This is a genomic window from Roseovarius confluentis (assembly GCF_002917925.1).
In the GTDB taxonomy this organism is placed as follows: Bacteria; Pseudomonadota; Alphaproteobacteria; order Rhodobacterales; family Rhodobacteraceae; genus Roseovarius; species Roseovarius confluentis.
Genome location: NZ_PPFE01000002.1, coordinates 82,316 through 101,323 on the forward strand (window position 1 = coordinate 82,316; position 19,008 = coordinate 101,323).

At 59.5% G+C, this 19,008-nt stretch carries 18 protein-coding genes; 12 read left to right on the forward strand and 6 right to left on the reverse strand.

Features of this window, described 5'->3' with window-relative positions; genetic code table 11:
• The first annotated feature begins 100 nt into the window (after positions 1–100).
• The 9 genes from urtA to C2I35_RS05275 all read left to right on the forward strand — a co-directional run bounded on the left by urtA (position 101) and on the right by C2I35_RS05275 (position 9,895).
• The gene (gene urtA, locus C2I35_RS05235; RefSeq protein ID WP_103761996.1) at positions 101–1,372 is read left to right on the forward strand and encodes an urea ABC transporter substrate-binding protein; all 1,272 of its coding nucleotides are present in this window, start codon (positions 101–103) and stop codon (positions 1,370–1,372) included.
• A 157-nt stretch (positions 1,373–1,529) separates the two neighbouring features.
• The gene (gene urtB, locus C2I35_RS05240) at positions 1,530–2,438 is read left to right on the forward strand and encodes an urea ABC transporter permease subunit UrtB (protein ID WP_245890407.1); all 909 of its coding nucleotides are present in this window, start codon (positions 1,530–1,532) and stop codon (positions 2,436–2,438) included.
• Between the two features lie 13 nt (positions 2,439–2,451).
• On the forward strand, positions 2,452–3,606 hold the full coding sequence (gene urtC / locus C2I35_RS05245; protein ID WP_245890408.1) for an urea ABC transporter permease subunit UrtC: 1,155 nt from the start codon (positions 2,452–2,454) through the stop codon (positions 3,604–3,606).
• A 9-nt stretch (positions 3,607–3,615) separates the two neighbouring features.
• On the forward strand, positions 3,616–4,368 hold the full coding sequence (gene urtD / locus C2I35_RS05250; RefSeq protein ID WP_103761998.1) for an urea ABC transporter ATP-binding protein UrtD: 753 nt from the start codon (positions 3,616–3,618) through the stop codon (positions 4,366–4,368).
• An 11-nt stretch (positions 4,369–4,379) separates the two neighbouring features.
• The gene (gene urtE, locus C2I35_RS05255; RefSeq protein ID WP_103761999.1) at positions 4,380–5,069 is read left to right on the forward strand and encodes an urea ABC transporter ATP-binding subunit UrtE; all 690 of its coding nucleotides are present in this window, start codon (positions 4,380–4,382) and stop codon (positions 5,067–5,069) included.
• Between the two features lie 22 nt (positions 5,070–5,091).
• A complete protein-coding gene (gene fmdA / locus C2I35_RS05260; protein ID WP_103762000.1) occupies positions 5,092–6,321 on the forward strand; it encodes a formamidase in 1,230 nt (409 codons plus the stop codon).
• A 61-nt stretch (positions 6,322–6,382) separates the two neighbouring features.
• Positions 6,383–6,718: an FmdB family zinc ribbon protein gene (locus tag C2I35_RS05265; protein WP_103762001.1), complete on the forward strand. Its 336-nt coding sequence runs from the start codon at positions 6,383–6,385 to the stop codon at positions 6,716–6,718.
• A gap of 753 nt (positions 6,719–7,471) precedes the next feature.
• Entirely contained in the window at positions 7,472–8,116 is a 645-nt protein-coding gene (locus C2I35_RS05270) for a GNAT family N-acetyltransferase (RefSeq protein WP_103762002.1), read from the forward strand.
• A gap of 60 nt (positions 8,117–8,176) precedes the next feature.
• Positions 8,177–9,895 carry a tetratricopeptide repeat protein gene (locus C2I35_RS05275; RefSeq protein ID WP_245890409.1) on the forward strand — a complete coding sequence of 573 codons (1,719 nt, stop codon included), beginning with the start codon at positions 8,177–8,179 and terminating at the stop codon, positions 9,893–9,895.
• A 36-nt stretch (positions 9,896–9,931) separates the two neighbouring features.
• Here C2I35_RS05275 and C2I35_RS05280 read toward each other — a convergent pair whose 3' ends face one another.
• The 4 genes from C2I35_RS05280 to C2I35_RS05295 form a co-directional block, all read right to left on the reverse strand.
• Positions 9,932–10,504, reverse strand: a complete 573-nt coding sequence (locus C2I35_RS05280; RefSeq protein ID WP_103762003.1) for a hypothetical protein — start codon at positions 10,502–10,504, stop codon at positions 9,932–9,934.
• Between the two features lie 73 nt (positions 10,505–10,577).
• Positions 10,578–11,879 (reverse strand): gluzincin family metallopeptidase, encoded by a 1,302-nt coding sequence (locus C2I35_RS05285; RefSeq protein WP_103762004.1) that lies wholly within the window; start codon positions 11,877–11,879, stop codon positions 10,578–10,580.
• Positions 11,880–11,922: 43 nt separating this feature from the next.
• Complete coding sequence (locus C2I35_RS05290) at positions 11,923–13,251, reverse strand: TfuA-like protein (protein WP_103762005.1); 1,329 nt, start codon at positions 13,249–13,251, stop codon at positions 11,923–11,925.
• The gene (locus C2I35_RS05295; protein ID WP_103762006.1) at positions 13,248–14,447 is read right to left on the reverse strand and encodes a YcaO-like family protein; all 1,200 of its coding nucleotides are present in this window, start codon (positions 14,445–14,447) and stop codon (positions 13,248–13,250) included. The genes C2I35_RS05290 and C2I35_RS05295 overlap by 4 nt, the downstream gene beginning before the upstream one ends.
• Positions 14,448–14,649: 202 nt before the next feature.
• Here C2I35_RS05295 and C2I35_RS05300 point away from each other — a divergent pair, with 202 nt between their 5' ends.
• The 3 genes from C2I35_RS05300 to C2I35_RS05310 are packed head-to-tail and all read left to right on the forward strand — an operon-like array spanning position 14,650 to position 16,472.
• Positions 14,650–15,357, forward strand: coding sequence for a cyclic nucleotide-binding domain-containing protein (locus tag C2I35_RS05300; protein ID WP_103762007.1), 708 nt, complete (start codon positions 14,650–14,652; stop codon positions 15,355–15,357).
• Positions 15,354–15,728, forward strand: a complete 375-nt coding sequence (locus tag C2I35_RS05305; protein ID WP_170067127.1) for a DUF3307 domain-containing protein — start codon at positions 15,354–15,356, stop codon at positions 15,726–15,728. Before C2I35_RS05300 ends, C2I35_RS05305 begins: the two co-directional genes overlap by 4 nt.
• A 42-nt stretch (positions 15,729–15,770) precedes the next feature.
• Positions 15,771–16,472 carry a Crp/Fnr family transcriptional regulator gene (locus C2I35_RS05310; protein WP_103762009.1) on the forward strand — a complete coding sequence of 234 codons (702 nt, stop codon included), beginning with the start codon at positions 15,771–15,773 and terminating at the stop codon, positions 16,470–16,472.
• A gap of 917 nt (positions 16,473–17,389) precedes the next feature.
• Here the strand turns inward: C2I35_RS05310 and C2I35_RS05315 are convergent.
• Positions 17,390–17,689 carry a hypothetical protein gene (locus tag C2I35_RS05315; RefSeq protein ID WP_146049972.1) on the reverse strand — a complete coding sequence of 100 codons (300 nt, stop codon included), beginning with the start codon at positions 17,687–17,689 and terminating at the stop codon, positions 17,390–17,392.
• 542 nt (positions 17,690–18,231) lie between these two features.
• Positions 18,232–18,969 carry a precorrin-6A synthase (deacetylating) gene (cobF, locus tag C2I35_RS05320; RefSeq protein ID WP_103762011.1) on the reverse strand — a complete coding sequence of 246 codons (738 nt, stop codon included), beginning with the start codon at positions 18,967–18,969 and terminating at the stop codon, positions 18,232–18,234.
• Positions 18,970–19,008: the final 39 nt, after the last annotated feature.

The following is a 19,008-nucleotide window of genomic DNA, read 5'->3' on the forward strand; positions in this document are numbered from 1 at the left end:
GTCATTCGACGTATACTGCATCGCAGCAATCCCTGCCAGCTTGTCCTCCAGAGGCACACTCGTCCCGTCTCACCGACTGTTGCACTGACAAGGAGGCACTATGTCTGACAGCAAAAAATCAACCGGAATCAATAACCTCAGCCGCCGCGCCGTGCTCGCGGGCGGGGCAGCGCTTTCGGCGTCTCTGTTCGCGCCGAAAATGCTGCGAGCGCAAGATTACCCGACTGCGGAAATTAACACCACCGGTCTGGCCGTCACCGACGATACCGTGACCTGCGGTATCCTGCACTCGGTCACAGGCACGATGGCGATCTCGGAAACCGGCTCGGTTCAAGCCGAGAAGCTGGCGATCGAGCAGATCAACGCGCAGGGGGGGATCCTGGGCCGCAAGATCGAGTACATCCAGGAAGACGGCGCATCCGATTGGCCTACCTTCGCCGAAAAGGCGCGCAAGCTACTGGTGCAGGACAAGGTCGCTTCGGTCATGGGCTGCTGGACCTCGGCCAGCCGAAAGGCTGTGCTGCCGGTCTTCGAACAGAACAACGGCTTCCTCTACTATCCCACCTTCTACGAAGGCCTCGAGGAAAGCCCGAACGTCATCTACACCGGCCAGGAAGCCACGCAGCAGATCATCGCGGGCCTCAACTGGGTGAACCAGACCAAGGGCGCCAAGTCGTTCTACCTGCTTGGGTCCGACTACATCTGGCCGCGCACCTCGAACAAGATCGCGCGCAAGCATATCGAGAACTTCATGGAGGGCTGCGAGGTCGTGGGCGAAGAGTATTATCCGCTCGGCCACACCCAGTTCAACTCGGTCATCAACAAGATCCGTCTGCGCAAGCCCGACGTGATCTATGCCATCGTCGTGGGCGGCTCGAACGTGGCCTTCTACAAACAGCTCAAGGCCGCGGGCATCGACCCGGCCGAGGAAAGCCCGATCGTCCTGACCATCTCGGTCACCGAGGACGAGATCCGCGGCATCGGCGGCGAGAACATCGACGGCGCCTATGCCTGCATGAAGTATTTCCAGAGCCTCGAGAACGAGAACAACCAGGAATTCGTTTCGGCCTTCAAGGAAATGTGGGGCGAGGACATCGTCATCGGCGATGTGACGCAGGCGGCCTATCTTGGTCCGTGGCTGTGGAAGGCGGCGGTCGAAAAGGCCGGCTCATTTGACGTCGACAAGGTGCGTGAGGCCAGCCCGGGCATCGAGCTTCAGACGGCGCCGGAGGGCTATGTCAAGGTCCACGAAAACCACCATCTGTGGTCCAAGACACGGGTTGGCCGCGCAAAGACGGACGGCCAGTACGATGTGGTTTACGAGACCGCCGACCTCGTCGAGCCCGATCCCTTCCCAGAAGGCTACCAGTAAGCGCTGACCGCGCCCGGCCCGAATGCGTAACCGGGCCGAGCGCGAACTGCGCTCCGCCTGCGCCGCGTGCCCGAAATGCGCGGCGCAGGCATGACCTCCTGCGATCTGCTGCCCACTTCCAGAAACGGAAAGACGTTCCATGTTCTCAGACTATTCCATGAGCGAGCTGACCGCGATCTTTGCCATGCAGGGATTTGCCGGTCTCATCTTGTTTTCGGTCTTCGTCCTCATGGCGCTCGGCCTTGCGATCATCTTCGGCCAGATGGGCGTCATCAACATGGCGCATGGCGAATTTATGATCCTCGGTGCCTACGTGACGTACCTGATGTCGAACCTTTTTGCCGATTACATGCCGGCGCTGTTCAGCATCTATTTCTTCATCGCAATGATCTTCGCGTTCATCGCGTCCGGCGCGCTGGGGATGCTGGTGGAATGGGCACTCATACGTCACCTCTACAAGCGTCCGCTCGACACGCTGCTGGCCACCTGGGGGCTCAGCCTGATTTTACAACAGCTTTACCGCACTGTGTTCGGCGCGCGTGAGGTGGGTGTCACCATTCCCGATTGGATGATGGGTTCTCTGCCGCTCACGGACCTGATCGAGGTGCCGATCAACGGCATCTTCGTGATGGTGCTCGCGGTCGGCATATCGGTCGGCGTCTACGTCATGCTCTACCGCTCGGGCTGGGGCAAGCAGGTGCGCGCGATCAATAACAATCGTCAGATGGCCGATGCCGTGGGCATCAACACCGCCTGGACAGACCGCATGACCTTTGCCATCGGCTGCGGCGTGGCGGGGGTGGCAGGTTCGGCCTTCACCATGATCGGCTCTACCGGGCCGACGGCGGGACAGCTTTATATCGTCGACACCTTCCTCGTGGTCGTGTTCGGCGGTGCGGGCAGCCTTCTGGGCACCATCGCCAGCGCCTTCTCGATCAGCCAGGCACAGTCGATCATGGAGTTCTTCATCTCCGGTTCGATGGCCAAGGTCCTCACTCTCCTGACCGTGGTCGGCATCCTGATGCTGCGCCCGCAGGGTCTCTTCTCCCTGAAACTGCGCAAGTAAGCCGGAGGCACCCATGCAACCCATGCCGATCAAACACCCCTTCCTGACCCGGCGCGACATTGTCGGCTATGCGATCCTCGCAGCGGTCATCTTCGTCGCCTTCCCGCTGCTGCTGGAACCCTTCCGCCTCAACCTCTTCGGCAAGTACCTGACCTATGCCTTCGTCGCGGTCGGTCTCGTACTCTGCTGGGGCGTAGGGGGTATCCTCAGCCTGGGGCAGGGTATCTTCTTCGGGCTGGGCGGCTACTGCATGGCCATGTTCCTCAAGCTCGAGGCGTCCACGCCGGAAAACACCTCGATCCAGTCGACGCCGGGCATCCCCGATTTCATGGACTGGAACCAGCTGACCGCGCTGCCGTGGTGGTGGGAGCCGTTCAACTCGCTCTTCTTCACGCTCATCGCGGTGGTGATCGTGCCGGTGGCCTTTGCCTTCATCATCGGGGTGGCCATGTTCCGCCGCCGCGTGGGGGGCGTCTACTTTGCCATCATCACCCAGGCCATCGCGGCAATCCTGACGATCCTGATCATCGGCCAGCAGGGCTTTACCGGCGGCGTCAACGGAATCACCGACCTGCGCACCTTCAACGGCTGGGATATCCGCACCAACGACGCCAAGACGCTGCTTTACTTCGTCAACGGCGCGTTGCTCTTTGCGGTGCTGCTGATCGCGCAGTTCGTCCGCAAGTCCAAGCTGGGCCGCCTTCTGATCGCCATGCGCGACCAGGAAGATCGTGTTCGGTTCTCGGGTTATGACGTGGCCAACTTCAAAATCTTCGTCTTCTGCCTCGGGGCAGGTTTCGCCGCCATCGGCGGGGCGATGTTTACGCTGCAGGTGGGCTTCATGTCCCCGACCTTCGTGGGCATCGTGCCCTCGATCGAGATGGTGATCTACGCCGCCGTCGGCGGTCGGCTTTCGATCATCGGTGCGGTCTACGGCACGCTTCTGGTGAATTACGCCAAGACCACATTTTCCGAAAGCTTCCCGGAACTCTGGCTTTTCGGTCTGGGCGCGCTCTTCATCGCGGTTGTGATGGCCTTCCCGAACGGCCTCGCCGGTCTCTGGGCCGATCATGTCGAACCGCGGCTGAAATCGCTCTGGCCGCGCGGTGATGCAAAACACCCCGCATCCACGAGCCCGGCCACGACCGAAGAAACCCCGGCGGAATGAGGTTAGGATATGCTGGATTACGATAACCAGAACTTCGTGCTGATGGTCGAGGACCTCACGGTGTCCTTCGACGGGTTCAAGGCGGTCAACGACCTCAGCTTCTATGTCGAACCCAACGAGTGCCGGGTGATCATCGGCCCGAACGGGGCGGGCAAGACCACCGTGCTCGATCTCATCTGCGGGCGCACCCGCGCCACATCGGGCTCGGTCGCCTTCAAGGGCAAGGACCTGCTGAAGATGCGCGAGGACCAGATCGTGCATGCCGGGGTAGGACGCAAGTTCCAGACGCCGTCGGTCTACGAGGATCTGACTGTCTTTGCCAATCTCGAGCTCAGCTATCCCAAGGGCCACGGTGTCTTCGGCGCGCTGTTCTTCAAGCGCGACCAGGCCGTACGCGACCGGATCGCAGAAATCGCCGAGATGATCTTTCTCAGCGATCACCTGACCCAGAAGGCCGCGTTTCTCAGCCACGGTCAGAAACAATGGCTCGAGATCGGGATGCTGTTGATCCAAGATCCGGAGCTTTTGATGCTGGACGAACCCGTTGCGGGCATGTCGGTGGCCGAGCGTCGCAAGACCGCGGAACTCCTGAACCGGATCATCGCCGACCGCTCTGTCATCGTGATCGAGCACGACATGGGCTTCGTCGCCGACATCGCCACCCGCGTGACCGTCCTGCATCAGGGCAAGGTCCTGTCAGAAGGCTCGATGGAACATGTGCAGGCCGACCCCAAGGTCGTCGAAGTCTACCTCGGACATTGAAAGGACCTCCGATGTTGAACGTCAAGGAATTGCGATCCGCCTACGGGCAAAGCGAGGTGCTGCACGGGCTGGACCTTAATGTGAAGCCTGGAGAGATCGTCGCCATCATGGGCCGCAACGGCATGGGCAAGACCACGCTGATGAAAACGCTGATGGGCATCATGCCATCAACATCCGGCGCCGTCAGTGTCGAGGGCGCAGAGGTGACGGACCTCAAGCCGCACCAGCGCGTCAAGAACGGCATCGCCTACGTACCGCAGGGCCGGATGATCTTTTCGTCGATGACCGTGAAGGAGAACGTCGAGACGGGCCTTACGTCCACCGGAGAGAAATCCGTGCCAGAGGACATCTACGAACTCTTTCCGGTGCTGTTGGAAATGAAGTCGCGCCGTGGCGGCAACCTGTCCGGCGGCCAGCAACAGCAGCTCGCCATCGCCCGGGCGCTCGCGTCCAAGCCCAAGGTACTGCTGCTCGATGAACCGACCGAGGGCATCCAGCCGTCGATCATCCGCGAAATGGCCCGCACCCTGCGCCGCATTCGCGACGAAAAAGGACTGTCCATCATCGTCTCCGAACAGGTCCTGACCTTCGCGCTCGAAGTGGCGGACCGGGTCGTCGTTCTGGAGAACGGCACTTTCGTCCATGACAGCCCGCGCGAGGGCATCGACGAGGCGAAAGTCTCGAAATTCCTATCCGTCTGACCAAAACTGAAGAGAGGACAACATGGCAGATACGCTTATCTCGGTCGATCTTTCCGATAGCCCGCACACCAACGAGGCGGTACACAACCGCTGGCACCCGGACATCCCGATCGCCGTCTGGGTCGAGCCGGGGGACGATTTCAAAATCGAGACCTACGACTGGACCGGCGGCCAGATCAAGAATGATGACGATGCCGCCGACGTGCGCGACGTGGAACTGGAACAGGTCCACTACCTCTCCGGTCCCATCGGCGTGAAGGGCGCCGAGCCGGGCGACCTGCTGAAGGTTCACATCCTCGATATCGGCGCCAAGGAAGAGATGAACTGGGGCTTCAACGGATTCTTTTCGAAACAGAATGGCGGCGGCTTCCTGACCGATCACTTCCCCGAGGCGCAGAAATCCATCTGGGATTTCCACGGCATGTTCACCTCGTCGCGTCACGTGCCGGGGGTCAAGTATGCGGGCCTCATCCACCCCGGCCTGATCGGCTGTCTGCCCGACCGCAAGATGCTGGATATGTGGAACACCCGTGAAAAGGCACTGGTGGACACCGATCCCGACCGCGTACCGCCCCTTGCCGCTCTGCCCGACACCCAGTCGGCGCATATGGGCAAGCTGATCGGCGACGAGAAGATGAAAGCGGCCGGCGAGGCCGCCCGCACTGTTCCGCCGCGCGAACATGGCGGCAACTGCGACATCAAGGATCTTTCCCGCGGCTCGACCTGCTACTTCCCGGTCTATGTTGACGGCGCGGGCCTTTCGATGGGCGACCTGCACTTCAGCCAGGGCGACGGCGAGATCACTTTTTGCGGCGCGATCGAGATGGCCGGCTGGCTGCATATCCAGGTCGAACTGGTCAAGGGCGGGATGGAGAAGTACGGGATCAAGAACCCGATCTTCAAACCCTCGCCGATCACGCCGAAATACGACGACTACCTGATCTTCGAGGGCATCTCCGTCGATGAAAGCGGCGAGCAACATTACCTCGACGTGCACGTCGCCTATCGCCAGGCGTGTCTCAATGCGATCGAGTACCTTAAGAAGTTCGGCTATACCGGTGCGCAGGCCTACGCGATTCTCGGCACAGCGCCGGTGCAGGGGCATATCTCGGGTGTGGTGGATATTCCCAACGCCTGTGCCACTCTCTGGCTGCCGAACGAGATCTTCGATTTCGACATCATGCCGGGTTCCGACGGACCGACCAAGCATCTCGATGGCTCGGTCGACATCCCGCTGGCTCCAGATCTCTGAGACCCCGATTGCCAGACGGGCCACTGATGTGGCCCGTCAATCCAGTTATGCGGAGATTTCAATGCCTTACTATGACTACAGCTGCCCTGAATGCGGACCCTTCACCGATTTCGCCGCGATGGCGGATTTCGACAAACCTTGCGTCTGCCCCACCTGCGCGGCATCCTCGCCCCGCGTTTTGTTGCGCGCCCCAGCCTTTGCCAACATGGACGGAAGTAAGCGTGCCGCCATGGCCACCAACGAACGCAGCCAGCATGTGCCCAAATCCAATAGGTCACATGGACCCGGCTGTTCGTGCTGCTCTGCAAGCTCAAAAAAGCTGCCCAGTCGCACACTCCACCGCGCGGACGGTTCCAAGAGTTTCCCTTCCTCCCGTCCTTGGATGATAAGTCATTGACCTGAGCAGCCTGATCTGACTGGTGCGGTTTGATTGTTAGTGCACCGTCAGCCTTGGGTCCATTGGAACGATGGTTTCTGGCGCTGGTGCCTCTGTCCGGATGCTCGCAGCATACACCCTGTTCCGAAAATCACGACCCAGCATCGGCACTGGGATGATAATACCGTTTACGAGCCCGCTGGAACGCCGCAACAAAGAGATCAAGCGGCGCACCAAACGTTGTCGGGATCTTCCCCAACCGAGAGGCCGTCATCCGGCAGATCAACGGTCCATGAACCGGGGGCTAGGTATGCATCCGTGAGTGGTGCTCCCAGTTCCTCGGGCCGCATCTTGCAGCGCGTATCAATAAATCCTTCTAATCCAGCAAGTAAATCTTTGAAATATAAATACTTTTACAATCACTTTGTACTTTATAAAATAATCCCTGGTGAAATACAACGTATGATAGAATTTCGTGGCAGAGGACAATGCCTACTGTGGCGCGGGGGCTTTGTGCCGCTTCGCCGCATTCCTGACAGGTGAAAATATTAGTTTTTGCAGCCATCCTTAAGAACAGCAAAAAAACCGTATGTAGCTTGCCCTATAGTCAACCTTTCCCTCGTTTGAAAACGATACGTGCGCTTCCTATTCACGCTCGGGACGAGCAACTAAGCCCAGTGCTAAAGATGCCAGTGTTCAGCAAAGCAGAATATCCGATTGCCCAAACTTTGTGCTACGCTGTTTTATACAAGCTCCATTCAACGGTTTTGACACATGCCTGACAATACTTCCAAATCATTTTCATTGAGACCATTGGAAAAGCCCGACCTGACGTGCATCACACGATGGTTTCAGGAAGTGGGAGATTTGGCGCTCTTTGATCGACATTCGCGCGTCCCCTACGATCTGGCGACGAGTGAGAGGCTGTGGAACATGTCTGACACCCCGCAAAACGCGTACGACAATTGCTGGTTCGCGATCACGTCCAAACCCACCGGCGTTGCCGGCATCGTAGGCCTTGAGCGCATTTCGCCCGTCAACCGCGATGCGGTCATCGCACTTTATGTCGACCACGCGATCCGGCGGCAGGGAATTGGCATTCGGGCATCAGCGCTGATACTGGATTTCGCATTTCGGCAACTGGGATTGAACCGGGTGACGTCCTTCTATCGCAAGGACAACGCGGGCAGCCGCGATCTGACCAGTCAGGCCGGCTTCGAAGTGGAGGGAACGATGCGGCAAGCGTGGTTTTCCGACGGGAAGTTCCATGACATGATCGTCGTCGGTCTTCTGGCGGAGCACTGGAACACTCGACGAGACGCGCTGGCAGAAGAACTCGGAGAAACAACAGTGATCGCGTTTGGCGATGGGAAGAGTTCGGGTTCTAAATGGCCACCGCACAGGTCGGTAACGCACTGAATGAAAGCCGGATAGTTGAACGCACGCGAACCAACTTTCAGACAGCGGCTCGGGGCTGTCTTGTTTGCCGATGTCGTCGGGTATTCCCGGCTCATGGGGCGGAACGAGATTGACACCTACAAGGCCTTGCGCGCCCTTCTGGAACGTCTCGAGGCGGCGTGTGTCGAAAACGGCGGACAATTCGTCGACGTCAAGGGCGACGGCATCCTCGCCCGGTTCGACACGGCGACCGATGCCGTGCTTTTCGGCGTGGAACTGCAACGTATCACCGAGAGCAGCAATGCCGACTTGCCCCTGGCGCAAAGGATCAGCTTTCGCGTCGGAATCCACCTTGGTGAGTTCCTGCTCGACGACCGTGGCATTCATGGCGACATCGTCAACATCGCAGCCCGACTGCAAGAACTCGCCGAACCCGGCCGTGTCTTCGTCAGTTCCAGCGTGTATGAGCAGGTGCGCAACAAGCTGCGCCTGGGCTACGAGTTTCTTGGCCCGCAAATGCTTAAGAACATCGAGCAGCCCGTCCCCATCTTCTGCATCCGAACCGAAGTCGAGGGCGCAACCATGGCGGCCACGGTTCGGCCTTCGGCGCCCTCGATGGAGTACAGTCGGCCCGACACACCTTCGATCGCCGTTCTTCCCTTCGATATCCGCGGCGGCGACGAGTCCGAAAGCTGGTTGGCGGAGGGACTGACCGAGGACATCATTCTCGCGCTTTCCAAATTCAAGAACCTGTTCGTCATCAATCGGAACACAAGCTTCGCGTTCAGGGCGCAGGATCTGCCCCCAAGCAAAACTGCCACGAAACTGGGGGTGCGCTATGTCGTGCGCGGCAGCGTTCAGCGCGCGAAGACGAAGCTGCGCATCAAGGTCGAACTGATAGACACCGACTCGTCTCGGACGATCCGGGGCCAAACCTACGACCGGGATCAGGAGGACATCTTCGAGATTCAGGACGAGATGACCGCGTCAATCGTCGGGGCGGCCGCTGTTCTGGTCGAGGCAGAGGAACGCCGGCGCTTCAGTGCTTCGATCCCGTCCGACCTTGCGGCCTACGGCTTCGTGCTGCGGGCACAGCAGCTGATCTTCAAGTACACGCGGCGTGACAACGAGCATGCGCGAATGCTCTACGAACAGGCTTTGTCACTGGACGGGAAATATGCCCGTGCCTCCGCGGCCCTGTCGCGGACCCTGAACATCGACTGGCGCTACTCCTGGAACGCGGACGGAGATCAGGCGCTCGACACCGCTCTTTCCTATGCCCGTCGGGCCGCCGACCTCGATCCCACCGATGCGCGTGCATTCGGAGAACTCGGATTCGTTCACCTTTACCGCAAGGAACACGATGCGGCGCTCGGGGCTTATGATCGTGCGCTCAAGCTCAATCCCAACGATGCCGATTTGCTGTCGGACTATGCAGATGCCTTGGCGCATTCAGGCCAGAATGAAGAGGCGATCCAGCACCTGCAGCGCGCCATGCGATTGAACCCGTTCTTCCCGGACCAGTACCTTTGGCATCTTGGCGGGGCTTACTACAATCTAAAGCAATATGACGCGGTGATCGAAACCGTCAGCAAGATGAACAACCCGACAGAAGGTCAACGGATGCTGGCGGCAAGCTACGCGCAGCTGGGCCAAATCGAGTTGGCAAGCAAGATTGCCGAGAAACACCGTACCGTGCATCCGAACTTTTCGATCAAGCATTGGGAGCAGATAATTCCCGACCGCCTGCCAGAAGACACGCAGCATTTCCTCGAAGGATTGAAAAAGGCCGGGTTCTGATTGCTGGACCCCGCTGCGCAAAGGTCGCGTTTGCGTTCAGTCGCCGGAGCCGCGCGCCTTTGCCCCGCTGACCTTGGCACCGCTCACTTTCGCGCCACTGACCTTGGCGCCACTGACTTTTGCACCGCTAACCTTCGCGCCGCTTACGCCCGCTCCGTCACCGGCGAAGTAAGCTTCCAACAGTATCTGTTCGAACATGCCGGTCGACACATCCATGCGCATGGTCTGATCGGCCTTGTCATAGCTCCAGACCCGGATATCGTTCGCGATTTGAAAGTCGGCCGCGGCGACCCCGCTTTTGGAGGGGTCGTTGGGCGCGCGTGACCCAAGGTTGCCGGGAAGGTCCCCGTCGGTGGCACTTTGACCTTTTCCGTGAACGAGAAAGATCACGGGTTCCGGCAGGTCGAAATACGTGCCTTCGTGGGCGAAACCGTAGATCTTGGCGAAAGCGGGTGACTGCTCGCTTTCCTTGTCATCGGCCAAGGCGAACTGGTCATCCAGATGCTTGTTGCCGCCAAGCGTCCTGGACGCTCTGCGTTGATACACCAGATCATCAAGAATTCTGCCAAACAACAGCACTTCTGAAAAGCTCAATAAAGACTCCGACATGATGCCCTCTTTTTAAAATGGATTAACGACAAGGTGCCACAAACAACAAAGAACGCAAAACGTATTTAGACTATTACAGGTGCGGCACTCGTGTGCGCACGGAAACCGCATGGCTGTCGCCATCGGGGTCGGCCAGTCTCGGACCCACCTGCGTAAGGCCGATATCGCGCATACGGAAATTACCCTCGATGATCCGTTGGTACGCCCCGCCGGATATGTCGCGATCGACGGCCAGCAGCGCCTCTTCGACATGCGAATAGCTCAGCCCGTCCGCTTCCAGCATATCCCATGCGTCAGCCAGGTAAGAACCCATCAGGTCCCGCGCTTCCAAGAGCGCAATCCGAAATCCTTCGGGGTTTTGCGCGTAGCGATAATCGAACATGTCCTGCATGACGTCGCTGTACTCGGGCGAACCTTCGAGCCGATCCGACAGGTCTTCGATTTCCGGCGTAATCAGCCCGGTTTCCAGAAGCCTTTCGTGAAACAAGTCGATCAGGATGTCGAACAGGGCCCCGGTCAGCGGTTCCGACAAAGCGTGCTCGCTCGTCCAGCCAGCCGAGAAATCCGACAACAGTTTGTCATTGGCCGCCATGCGGATCTGGGCTGTCTGCGCCGTTTCAGCAAACCGGTTGAGCCGATTGTAAGTGTAAAGGTTTCCCCGGGTTTCCTCCAGCAGAGCCTCGACTACCGATCCGAAATGCAACGAGGCCAGAAGCGCGACCATGTCCGCGGCGGATTCGTGAAAACCGTAATATTCGCCCGACGCGTCTCCTTCAGTGGGCAGGCCGATCACGCTGTAGATCAGCGCGTGCCCGATTTCATGGGCGACAACATCGAAGTTCAGGCTGTAGGGCCTGTACTCACCCTCGTGCTCGGTGGTCCCGCCGGTCTCCAGAAAACCCCAGCCGATATGCGCATTGTCGAGGCCGGGCAGCAGCGACAATTCCAGCTTGTCGTAGTCGGACTCGAAATGCCACGGGATCCGGCGCCCGAAATACCCTTCCCAGACATCCATCGTGAAATGCGCCGAGCCGAATAGATGCGCCGCCTCGAATTCCGGGTCATCGGGCGCGATGTGGATGAAGTTGCCGAACTCATCGGGGATGGCCGGCGCGTTGCGCTGCCCGTTCCAGGGCGGAAGGTACATGCCCGGCCCGACGGGCCCGGGCACGATGGCGCCATAGGATATGGTCTTACCAATGGGGTCGACCACGTACATGCGCGGCCCTGACGGACCGGGACCGATCGTACCGGGCGGGGCCGAGATCTCGACCAGTTCCAGTTCCGCCGCGTCCTCGCCGAACGGAGATTGCGGAAACAGAAGAAAGCGCGTGCCCGGCGCTTCGTCCTCTGCCGCGTAATCTGGAAACTGCATCAGATCCTCCGTTGCGTTTCGGCCCCCATGCCTCGAGCCAGAATCAGCCCTGGCTTCCGGCCCTCAGCGCGTCGTCTTCATCCAAGTTATACAGGAACTCGCGTGCGATCAGAGCGATAAGTTCATCGCGCCCGTCCAGCCCAAGCGACCGGGCGAATGCGTCCGGGTCGTCGGGTACAGGGCGGCCCAGGCGGGTTTCGAAAAACCAGACAAGCAGACGCAGCCTGTCCGGCGATGCCTGCGCGCCATTTTCGACAATAGACCGGGCCTTGGCCTCGGCCCGCGCCTTCAACTCGGAATAGGCCCCGGACCAGCGCAGCTCGGACATAATATGCCCGTCCAGCCCGGATGACCGCGCGGCTCGTGTGTCTTCGATCAGCGCAGCCTCCGCCAGCAGCGCCTCATAGCAGGTCTCGTCTAGGTCGTTCGCCTCCAGCCAGTCCAGAACAGCGTCACGACGCGACAGGTTGTTCAAGCGGCGATGCCGGTCCATCACAGCGCGCAGCGTTTCGCGATCCGCCCGGGCACCGCGGCGCTCCGCATCCTCTATGGCAAGACCGCGCAACATGGCCTTGTTGCGCGTGGTCTCATACCTCTCCGGGTCCAGCCGCAACTCGTCCAGCACGGCCTTCGACGCAGCGGCTCCGGCATCGGTTTCGCCCTCGATGCGCCGGACCAAGCCTTGCCAGGCCAACGTCCGCTCGACCCTATGGGCCTGGTCAGTTTGGATGTCATTCTCGAGGAACGCAGCCATGCGGACCAGCATGGCCCGGGCGTCTTCGCCTTTCGCGTCGACCTTGCCCGAAGGCAGCCAGGGGAATAACGCGGCAAGGCTCGGCTCATGCAGAAGTCGGGCGGAAATCTCATCCCAGGTTCGGCTCTTGTAGTGCAGCGATTTTGCCGTCGCGTTCAAGAGTTCGGCCGCCTCGGGCGTCAGGACCTTGGCAGCAACGGCGCGTTCCGCCGTGGCGCGGACGGATACCATCGGCTCGCTCAGGGCCATGAACCCAAGCTCGGCCGGCCCGTGCTGGACCGCCACGTCGTCATCGTCGGCAATCTCACCTTTCAGGTAGGCCTCGAATATCGCACCGACGCCGATCATGCCGAAATCGTGCAGTTCGGCGGCCCGCAGGGCCCCTATACTGGCGCTTCCGAAAACTGGAATGCCCTGCTCCATCGCCCAAAGGATTTCCTTGTGCCAGACCGACGGCACCCCTTCGAAATAGCCGTCGATAATGCCGATGGCCGGTGGGCACCGACGCGCCACGCGATAAACGTCGCCCTGTGCCACGGGCGGCAGAACCTCGGCGTCCAGTGCCGCGAGAATGGCCTCGGCGTCTATCGTCGGGCCTGCAAAAATCACTGGCTTCATGCGGCACCGGCCTGCACGGCGCGCGCCCGTGGGCCCGGTATAAAATCCGGGTCGTCATGCGGTGCCTCCAGCCCCGGAATGACCGCGCGGATCACCGAAATCCCGAATTCCGGACGGGACAGGTCGACCGTCACCACTTGGTCTATCCCGGCGGAGGACAGACGCGCCAACAACAATGCAAGGTCGTCCTCGAAGGTTTCCGTTGTCACATTCGGACCGTCCAGGAAACTGCCTGCTGGCGGCGCGTTGGCGATCAGGTGACGCACGTAGCGCCCTCTGGCCGCCACGGCCTCGGTCGTGAATTCCGAAGGGTCCAGATCGTCACGCGCCCCGGAAATATAGGTCAGCCGGGTCTGCGCCGCCTCTGTCACCGCGCGCAGAAGGGCGATGGCGCGGTCCGGGTGGCAGCCATCGCCGATTCCGATATGGCCATGGCTGTCGCCTGCCTCGCAAATCATGCAGCGAAAGCTGGGCACGCCGACATCCGACGTCGTGTCCCACAGCCCGACATCCAAGCCAGCACCGACCAATCGGTTGAGTGCATCCCGGCACCTTGGGTCGTCAACCGATGCGGGGTCGATCCGCGTGTCGCCGGACGCGTAATGCCACAAGGTTGTCGCGTCCCGCTCGATCAGTTCACAGATCGCATGGCAGGTCGCCTCGGTGGTGTCATTGCCGGACGCAAGCCCGTTCGTCGTGCGCGGAAACGCGCCGTGACCGCCATGCGGCGGCTCGGTATAGTCGGTATCGACCATCTCCAGCGGCACCCAACAGGCGGCATCCCGACCAAGGTCCCGCCCTTCGACCCACAAGATCCGCCGATGCGGGTCAAAGCTGGCGCCAGTGACTTTAGGCAGGCGAGAAACGTCCGCAACAGCCACCTCGGCCTGCAATTCGGCGAAAGATTCGCGGCGGATCGGCCGCACGATCCTTTCCGCATGCCAACTCTCGATGGCTTCCATGACACCCGAAACCTGCGCCGCCTCCAGCGACAGCCCTTTGCCCAGCGACACCGCGACCGAGCGGGAGTTCGGCCGCGTCACCATCACCGTGGGCAATCCGATACGATCCAGACCCGTTAGGTTGGCGATGCGTGTGATCCCCATGCGGGACAAGTGAGGCCTGACACGCTCCATCGTTTGGGCCGGATCGCACAGGCGATGCGTATCAAGCAGATATTCTTTTCTCGACGACATGCGAATGACGGTGCTTTCAGCAGTTTGAACAATTTTAAGAAAGCAATTGCATCAACAATCCAGTTCTCGTTTCAAGAGTGCGTCATCATCCCTCGCCGGTCAATGTGACTGATGATGATCGCCCAAGGGCACCCGTTCTTCGCCAGACTTCGAAAAAGTGGTATACCGGATGCAAACCAGAGCCACCTGACGGAGCCAGCGGATGCTGTATGGTATCCCCGAAGACGTTTACCATTGGATCGGATATTGCGGTGTCGCGCTTTATCTGGGGGCGTATGCCTTATTGCAAACCGGAGTGATCCGCGGACACGGCTATCCGTACGTCATCCTGAATTTCCTCGCGGCGTCGTTTGTCCTTGTCGGTTTGACCGTCGCCTTCAACCTGTCTTCCGCGATCATTCAGATTTTCTGGATCATCATCAGCCTTGTCGGCCTGACGCGCATGTTGCTTCTGGATCGCATGGCCCGGTTGAACGAGGAGGAAAGCGCCTTGGTCGCGAGGATCTTTCCCGACTTTTCCAGGACAGCCGCGCGCAACTTCTTTGATCACGGCATCTGGCTCGACGCCGAACCGGGCATCAGGATCACGCAGGAAAACGAACCCGTCACGCACCTGACTTACCTCGCTAAAGGTTCGGCTGACGTGTTTTCTTCGTCTGAAAAGATCGGTACGGTTGTCGGCGGGCTCGTCGGCGAAATGAACGTCATGCAAAAGGGGCCTGCCTCCGCGACCGTGCGCACGGCAGAGCCAAGCCGTCTCTTCATGATATCGTCTGAATCCCTCTCGGAACTGGCAAAGTCCGACATCGAATTCCGGCGCGCGCTGGAAAGCGGCATGCACCTGGATACCCGCAGCAAGCTGGTTGCGGCCAACAAGGCCCTGACACGACAGAAGGCAGCGGCAGAGTGACCGAGACCGGGATCCTGATCTTTCTCGTCCTCGTACAGGTCAAACACTATTTCGCGGACTTTCGATGGCAGACGGGTGAAATGCTCGCCCACAAGGGGAAGTTAATGCACCCCGCGGGACTGGCGCATGCGGGTCTTCACGGTTTGCTCAGTTTGCCGGTCATGGCGCTTGCGGGTCTTGGCGGGCCGGGTCTGATCGTCGCGCTGGGATTGGCCGAGGTTTTCGTGCATCACGTGATCGACTGGCAGAAGGCCAACCTGCAGACAGAAAAGGCCGACCTTGGCGAGGCCGGGTTCTGGCGGCTGGTCGGCCTGGATCAGGCAGCGCATCAGCTGACCTATGTGGCGATTCTTGCGGTCGGTTTGCTATAATTGGTTTCACTGGTTTGCACACGCGCGCTAACGGAGCATTCGATGAACATCGCGGACAAGCAGAAGCGCAAATACCTCAGCTCCTGCCCGCTTTTCTCGGACCTGAAGAAAGACGTGGCCGAACGGATAGCGGGGCGGGCCCGCGGCGTGTTTCTTCCGCGCGGGCAGGTTCTGTTTCACGAGGGCGATCCGTCTGACGGTCTTTATGTCCTGTGTACTGGGCTGGTTCGGGTCAGTATCGTCAATACGGACGGTGACGTGCTGACCCTCGCGGTGCCGGAACACGGCGCGCCCCTGGGCGAGATGACTTTGGTAAGCCCAGATCCGCGGTCGGCAACGGTGACCGCGCTGGAGGATTCCAGCCTGCTTCACCTTGAAACGGGCACGATGGTCGCGCTTCTGGCCGAAGAACCGGCACTTGCTGCGCATTTGATCCAATTTTTGTCGCAGCGGTTGCGCGAGTCGAACGAGACGCTTCAGAACTTCGCATTCGAGAATCTGTCACAGCGGCTGCTTCAGAAGCTTGCGGAACTCGGATTGAAACACGGCACGCTCAACGAAGAAGTGCTGGACCTTGGCCGGAAGTTTTCTCAAAGCGCGTTGGCCGAGATGCTGGGTGTCACGCGGGAGGCGATCAACAAGCAGCTGAAGCTTTTGCAGGACCAGAGCAAGATCACGATGCGGAAGGGCATCATTCAGATCGCGTCACCTGCGGATATCGTCAAGAAAAAACTCGGTCACTGACGCCTCATTGCCTATCCTGAACTCCAGACAAGTCTGAGAATTTTCCGGAGCGCAACACCTTCGGTTTACGCAACAAAATTGTTTCAAACGTGCCCATGGAGATAAAATCGAAAACATGTGAACCCGTTCACAGTAGGAAGCGTGAGTTTGGTTAATACTGATTAACAGGAGGACAGAACTCGCCTCTGGGAATTCTGGTAGCAGCCTTGGGTATAAGCCAGCTGCGATCCAGGCTAGGGCGGTCAAGGCCGTCTGGGCAAACCAGGGGAAAGGCAGTGAGTGGTCTGTGAGAACTGTTCTCTCGGGTTGGCAAGATACTAGCCGGCCGAGTTCTAGATAGGAAACATCTATTTCAATAACCAAATCTCCCGGGACGGGCTGGCAGCTGTGTCAAAGCAGTATGCGGCTCGGACCCGGGTTTTTGCTTTCAATCCTGGAAGCGGCTCTGAGATGAAGAACGACCTTCAGAACGGCCACATCCTTCGCGTTACCGCGCCCGCGGACGGCATCGCCTCGGAACGCGCCTGCTATTTGAGAGCTGCGCGCTCCAAGGCGCGACGCCCAAACTGGCCGACATTTCCTCCGCCGCACTGGTAGGCTTAACGCCGCCGTTGACATGTTCGCCGCACTTGCCGGGGTCGTATATGCCGCGAAATCGATCCCTTCATTGGCGAAGAGATTTAAGCACGTCCGGAAACTTTCCTCTAATTTTTTGCCTGCGTCCCAGGCTGATTATCTCTGTGTCAGTGCTGCCAGAGAGGCTGCGCCCAATTCGCGACAAGTCAGGTTTGGTCGCGCCCGAAATGGACCTGTCGGGTATTTTTGCCGCTCCTTTGACCACTATCGTGTCGCAAAGGAGAACACATATGGCGTCACGACCGACCGAGGAATTCCGTGCCGAAGCAGTGCGCGTGGCTTCAACCAGCGGCTTGCCGCGCAAGCAGGTGGCAGCCGATTTCGGTATCGTCTTCTAGACGTTGAACCGCTGGATCCAGCAGGATCATCGCACTCCCGAGTAACCAGCCGTCCAGTCTGATCTTGAGCGCGACATCGCCCAGCTGGGGAAAGAAAACCGCATGCTTCGGGAGAAGAGGGACGTGGCAAAAAAAGGCCACCCAGTTCTTTGCGGAGCGAAGCAAATGAGGTTCGCTTTCATCCATTGCCCGGCAGGCGAATCGTGGAACAAATCTGCCGAGATGGGCAAAGAACACCGACATGTTGCCGTCGAACGGCTGTGCCAGATCATGGATGTCAGCCTGCGAGGGTATCGGGCCTTCTGTCGGGTAACAGATGGGGGCGACCGAGAATGAGATAGCCTCTGAAGTCTGGCGAATGGTGGCCCACTTTGTGCCTGGGTCCTTCCCAGCCCCTGTCTGCACGCGGGTAATTCGCACCCTGGTTGGGGAGCTTTTGTTCTGACCCTGGCGTGTTGAGATTTGGGTTCTTGTTGTTTTTCAGCAAGGCCTCCCAAAAATAGTTTTCAAATTACAGACTTTGGACTTCAGGTAGCGGCAAAGGCCCGCGTCATGACCCAGAGGTTGGAAGGGAGCCTTTCTTTCAAGAGAACGGAACTTGAAAATAGAAACACAGTTCAGCAGAATTCGTTTCTTCGCCGCCGTCAACACAGCTACCGCCTCGTCGAGGGTCGGAACAGGCGGTAAAAGGGATTACTAATTGTGGCGGCGGCATTACCTGACCGCGCAATCGTGTCACTCGCCAGGCGTTTCGAGATGACCAGATTTGACATGTCCGGTCTCGTTCAAATGCGACGCAACAGGTAGCTGTCCATTATCCAACCATTTGCGGCGCGCGCTTCTCCGCGTTTATCCACGATCTTCTGTCCGACATCGACCAAAGCTCCTTCGATAAGGATCTCTTTCTCGGAGCCGAGATAAGCGCCCCACCAGATATGAATGCCGATCGGGTCGATGTGCTGAAATGAGCACAGTCCATCCAGCATCACGACTGCTGTGGTTTCATTTTTAGGCAGGCCGGTCTCGCGGAGTTGTCTCCCTGTCGTGATGCGCACGGGGCCGTCGACGGTGTTGAGCGGGATGGCATGGGCCGCGGTCAGCGCTTGAATGGCGGTGATGCCGGGCACGACGCGGATCGCCGGTTTCGGAAAGAGACGCTCGGCGATCCGAATGGTGCTGTCGTAGAGCGAGGGATCGCCCCAGACGAGCAGGGCAACCGGTCCGTCGACGGACTTCCCTTGCAGGGCCGTGATCCAGCGCCGGGCGATCTCGTCGTGCCAGGCGGCGACGCGTTCCATGTAGGGCAGGTCGGGGGCGCGCATCGGGTATTCGAAGGGGACGATGCGGGCCGTACTGCCGGACGCGGTGATGATGGCGCGTCTGAGATGGGCGAGATCCTCTTTGTTGTCGCCCTTCGTCGGCAGCAAGATGACGGCGGCGTTTCGCAGCGCATCCGCGCCTTCGTGGGTGACATGCGCTGGGTTGCCCGTGCCGATCCCGATGAGCCAGAGGTTTTCGATCATTGGCTGGGTCCGGTCCTGGCCCGTCGCGTCGCGCCGAGG

Bases quoted from the DNA above. Each gene is read 5' to 3' on its own strand.
- C2I35_RS05280 (WP_103762003.1), bottom strand. From the start codon at position 10,504: ATGTCGGAGTCTTTATTGAGCTTTTCAGAAGTGCTGTTGTTTGGCAGA.
- urtC (WP_245890408.1), top strand. From the start codon at position 2,452: ATGCAACCCATGCCGATCAAACACCCCTTCCTGACCCGGCGCGACATT.
- C2I35_RS05265 (WP_103762001.1), top strand. From the start codon at position 6,383: ATGCCTTACTATGACTACAGCTGCCCTGAATGCGGACCCTTCACCGAT.
- C2I35_RS05315 (WP_146049972.1), bottom strand. From the start codon at position 17,689: ATGTCGGTGTTCTTTGCCCATCTCGGCAGATTTGTTCCACGATTCGCC.
- C2I35_RS05310 (WP_103762009.1), top strand. From the start codon at position 15,771: ATGAACATCGCGGACAAGCAGAAGCGCAAATACCTCAGCTCCTGCCCG.
- C2I35_RS05285 (WP_103762004.1), bottom strand. From the start codon at position 11,879: ATGCAGTTTCCAGATTACGCGGCAGAGGACGAAGCGCCGGGCACGCGC.
- urtA (WP_103761996.1), top strand. From the start codon at position 101: ATGTCTGACAGCAAAAAATCAACCGGAATCAATAACCTCAGCCGCCGC.
- C2I35_RS05270 (WP_103762002.1), top strand. From the start codon at position 7,472: ATGCCTGACAATACTTCCAAATCATTTTCATTGAGACCATTGGAAAAG.
- C2I35_RS05295 (WP_103762006.1), bottom strand. From the start codon at position 14,447: ATGTCGTCGAGAAAAGAATATCTGCTTGATACGCATCGCCTGTGCGAT.
- urtD (WP_103761998.1), top strand. From the start codon at position 3,616: ATGCTGGATTACGATAACCAGAACTTCGTGCTGATGGTCGAGGACCTC.
- fmdA (WP_103762000.1), top strand. From the start codon at position 5,092: ATGGCAGATACGCTTATCTCGGTCGATCTTTCCGATAGCCCGCACACC.
- urtE (WP_103761999.1), top strand. From the start codon at position 4,380: ATGTTGAACGTCAAGGAATTGCGATCCGCCTACGGGCAAAGCGAGGTG.
- C2I35_RS05300 (WP_103762007.1), top strand. From the start codon at position 14,650: ATGCTGTATGGTATCCCCGAAGACGTTTACCATTGGATCGGATATTGC.
- urtB (WP_245890407.1), top strand. From the start codon at position 1,530: ATGAGCGAGCTGACCGCGATCTTTGCCATGCAGGGATTTGCCGGTCTC.
- cobF (WP_103762011.1), bottom strand. From the start codon at position 18,969: ATGATCGAAAACCTCTGGCTCATCGGGATCGGCACGGGCAACCCAGCG.
- C2I35_RS05290 (WP_103762005.1), bottom strand. From the start codon at position 13,251: ATGAAGCCAGTGATTTTTGCAGGCCCGACGATAGACGCCGAGGCCATT.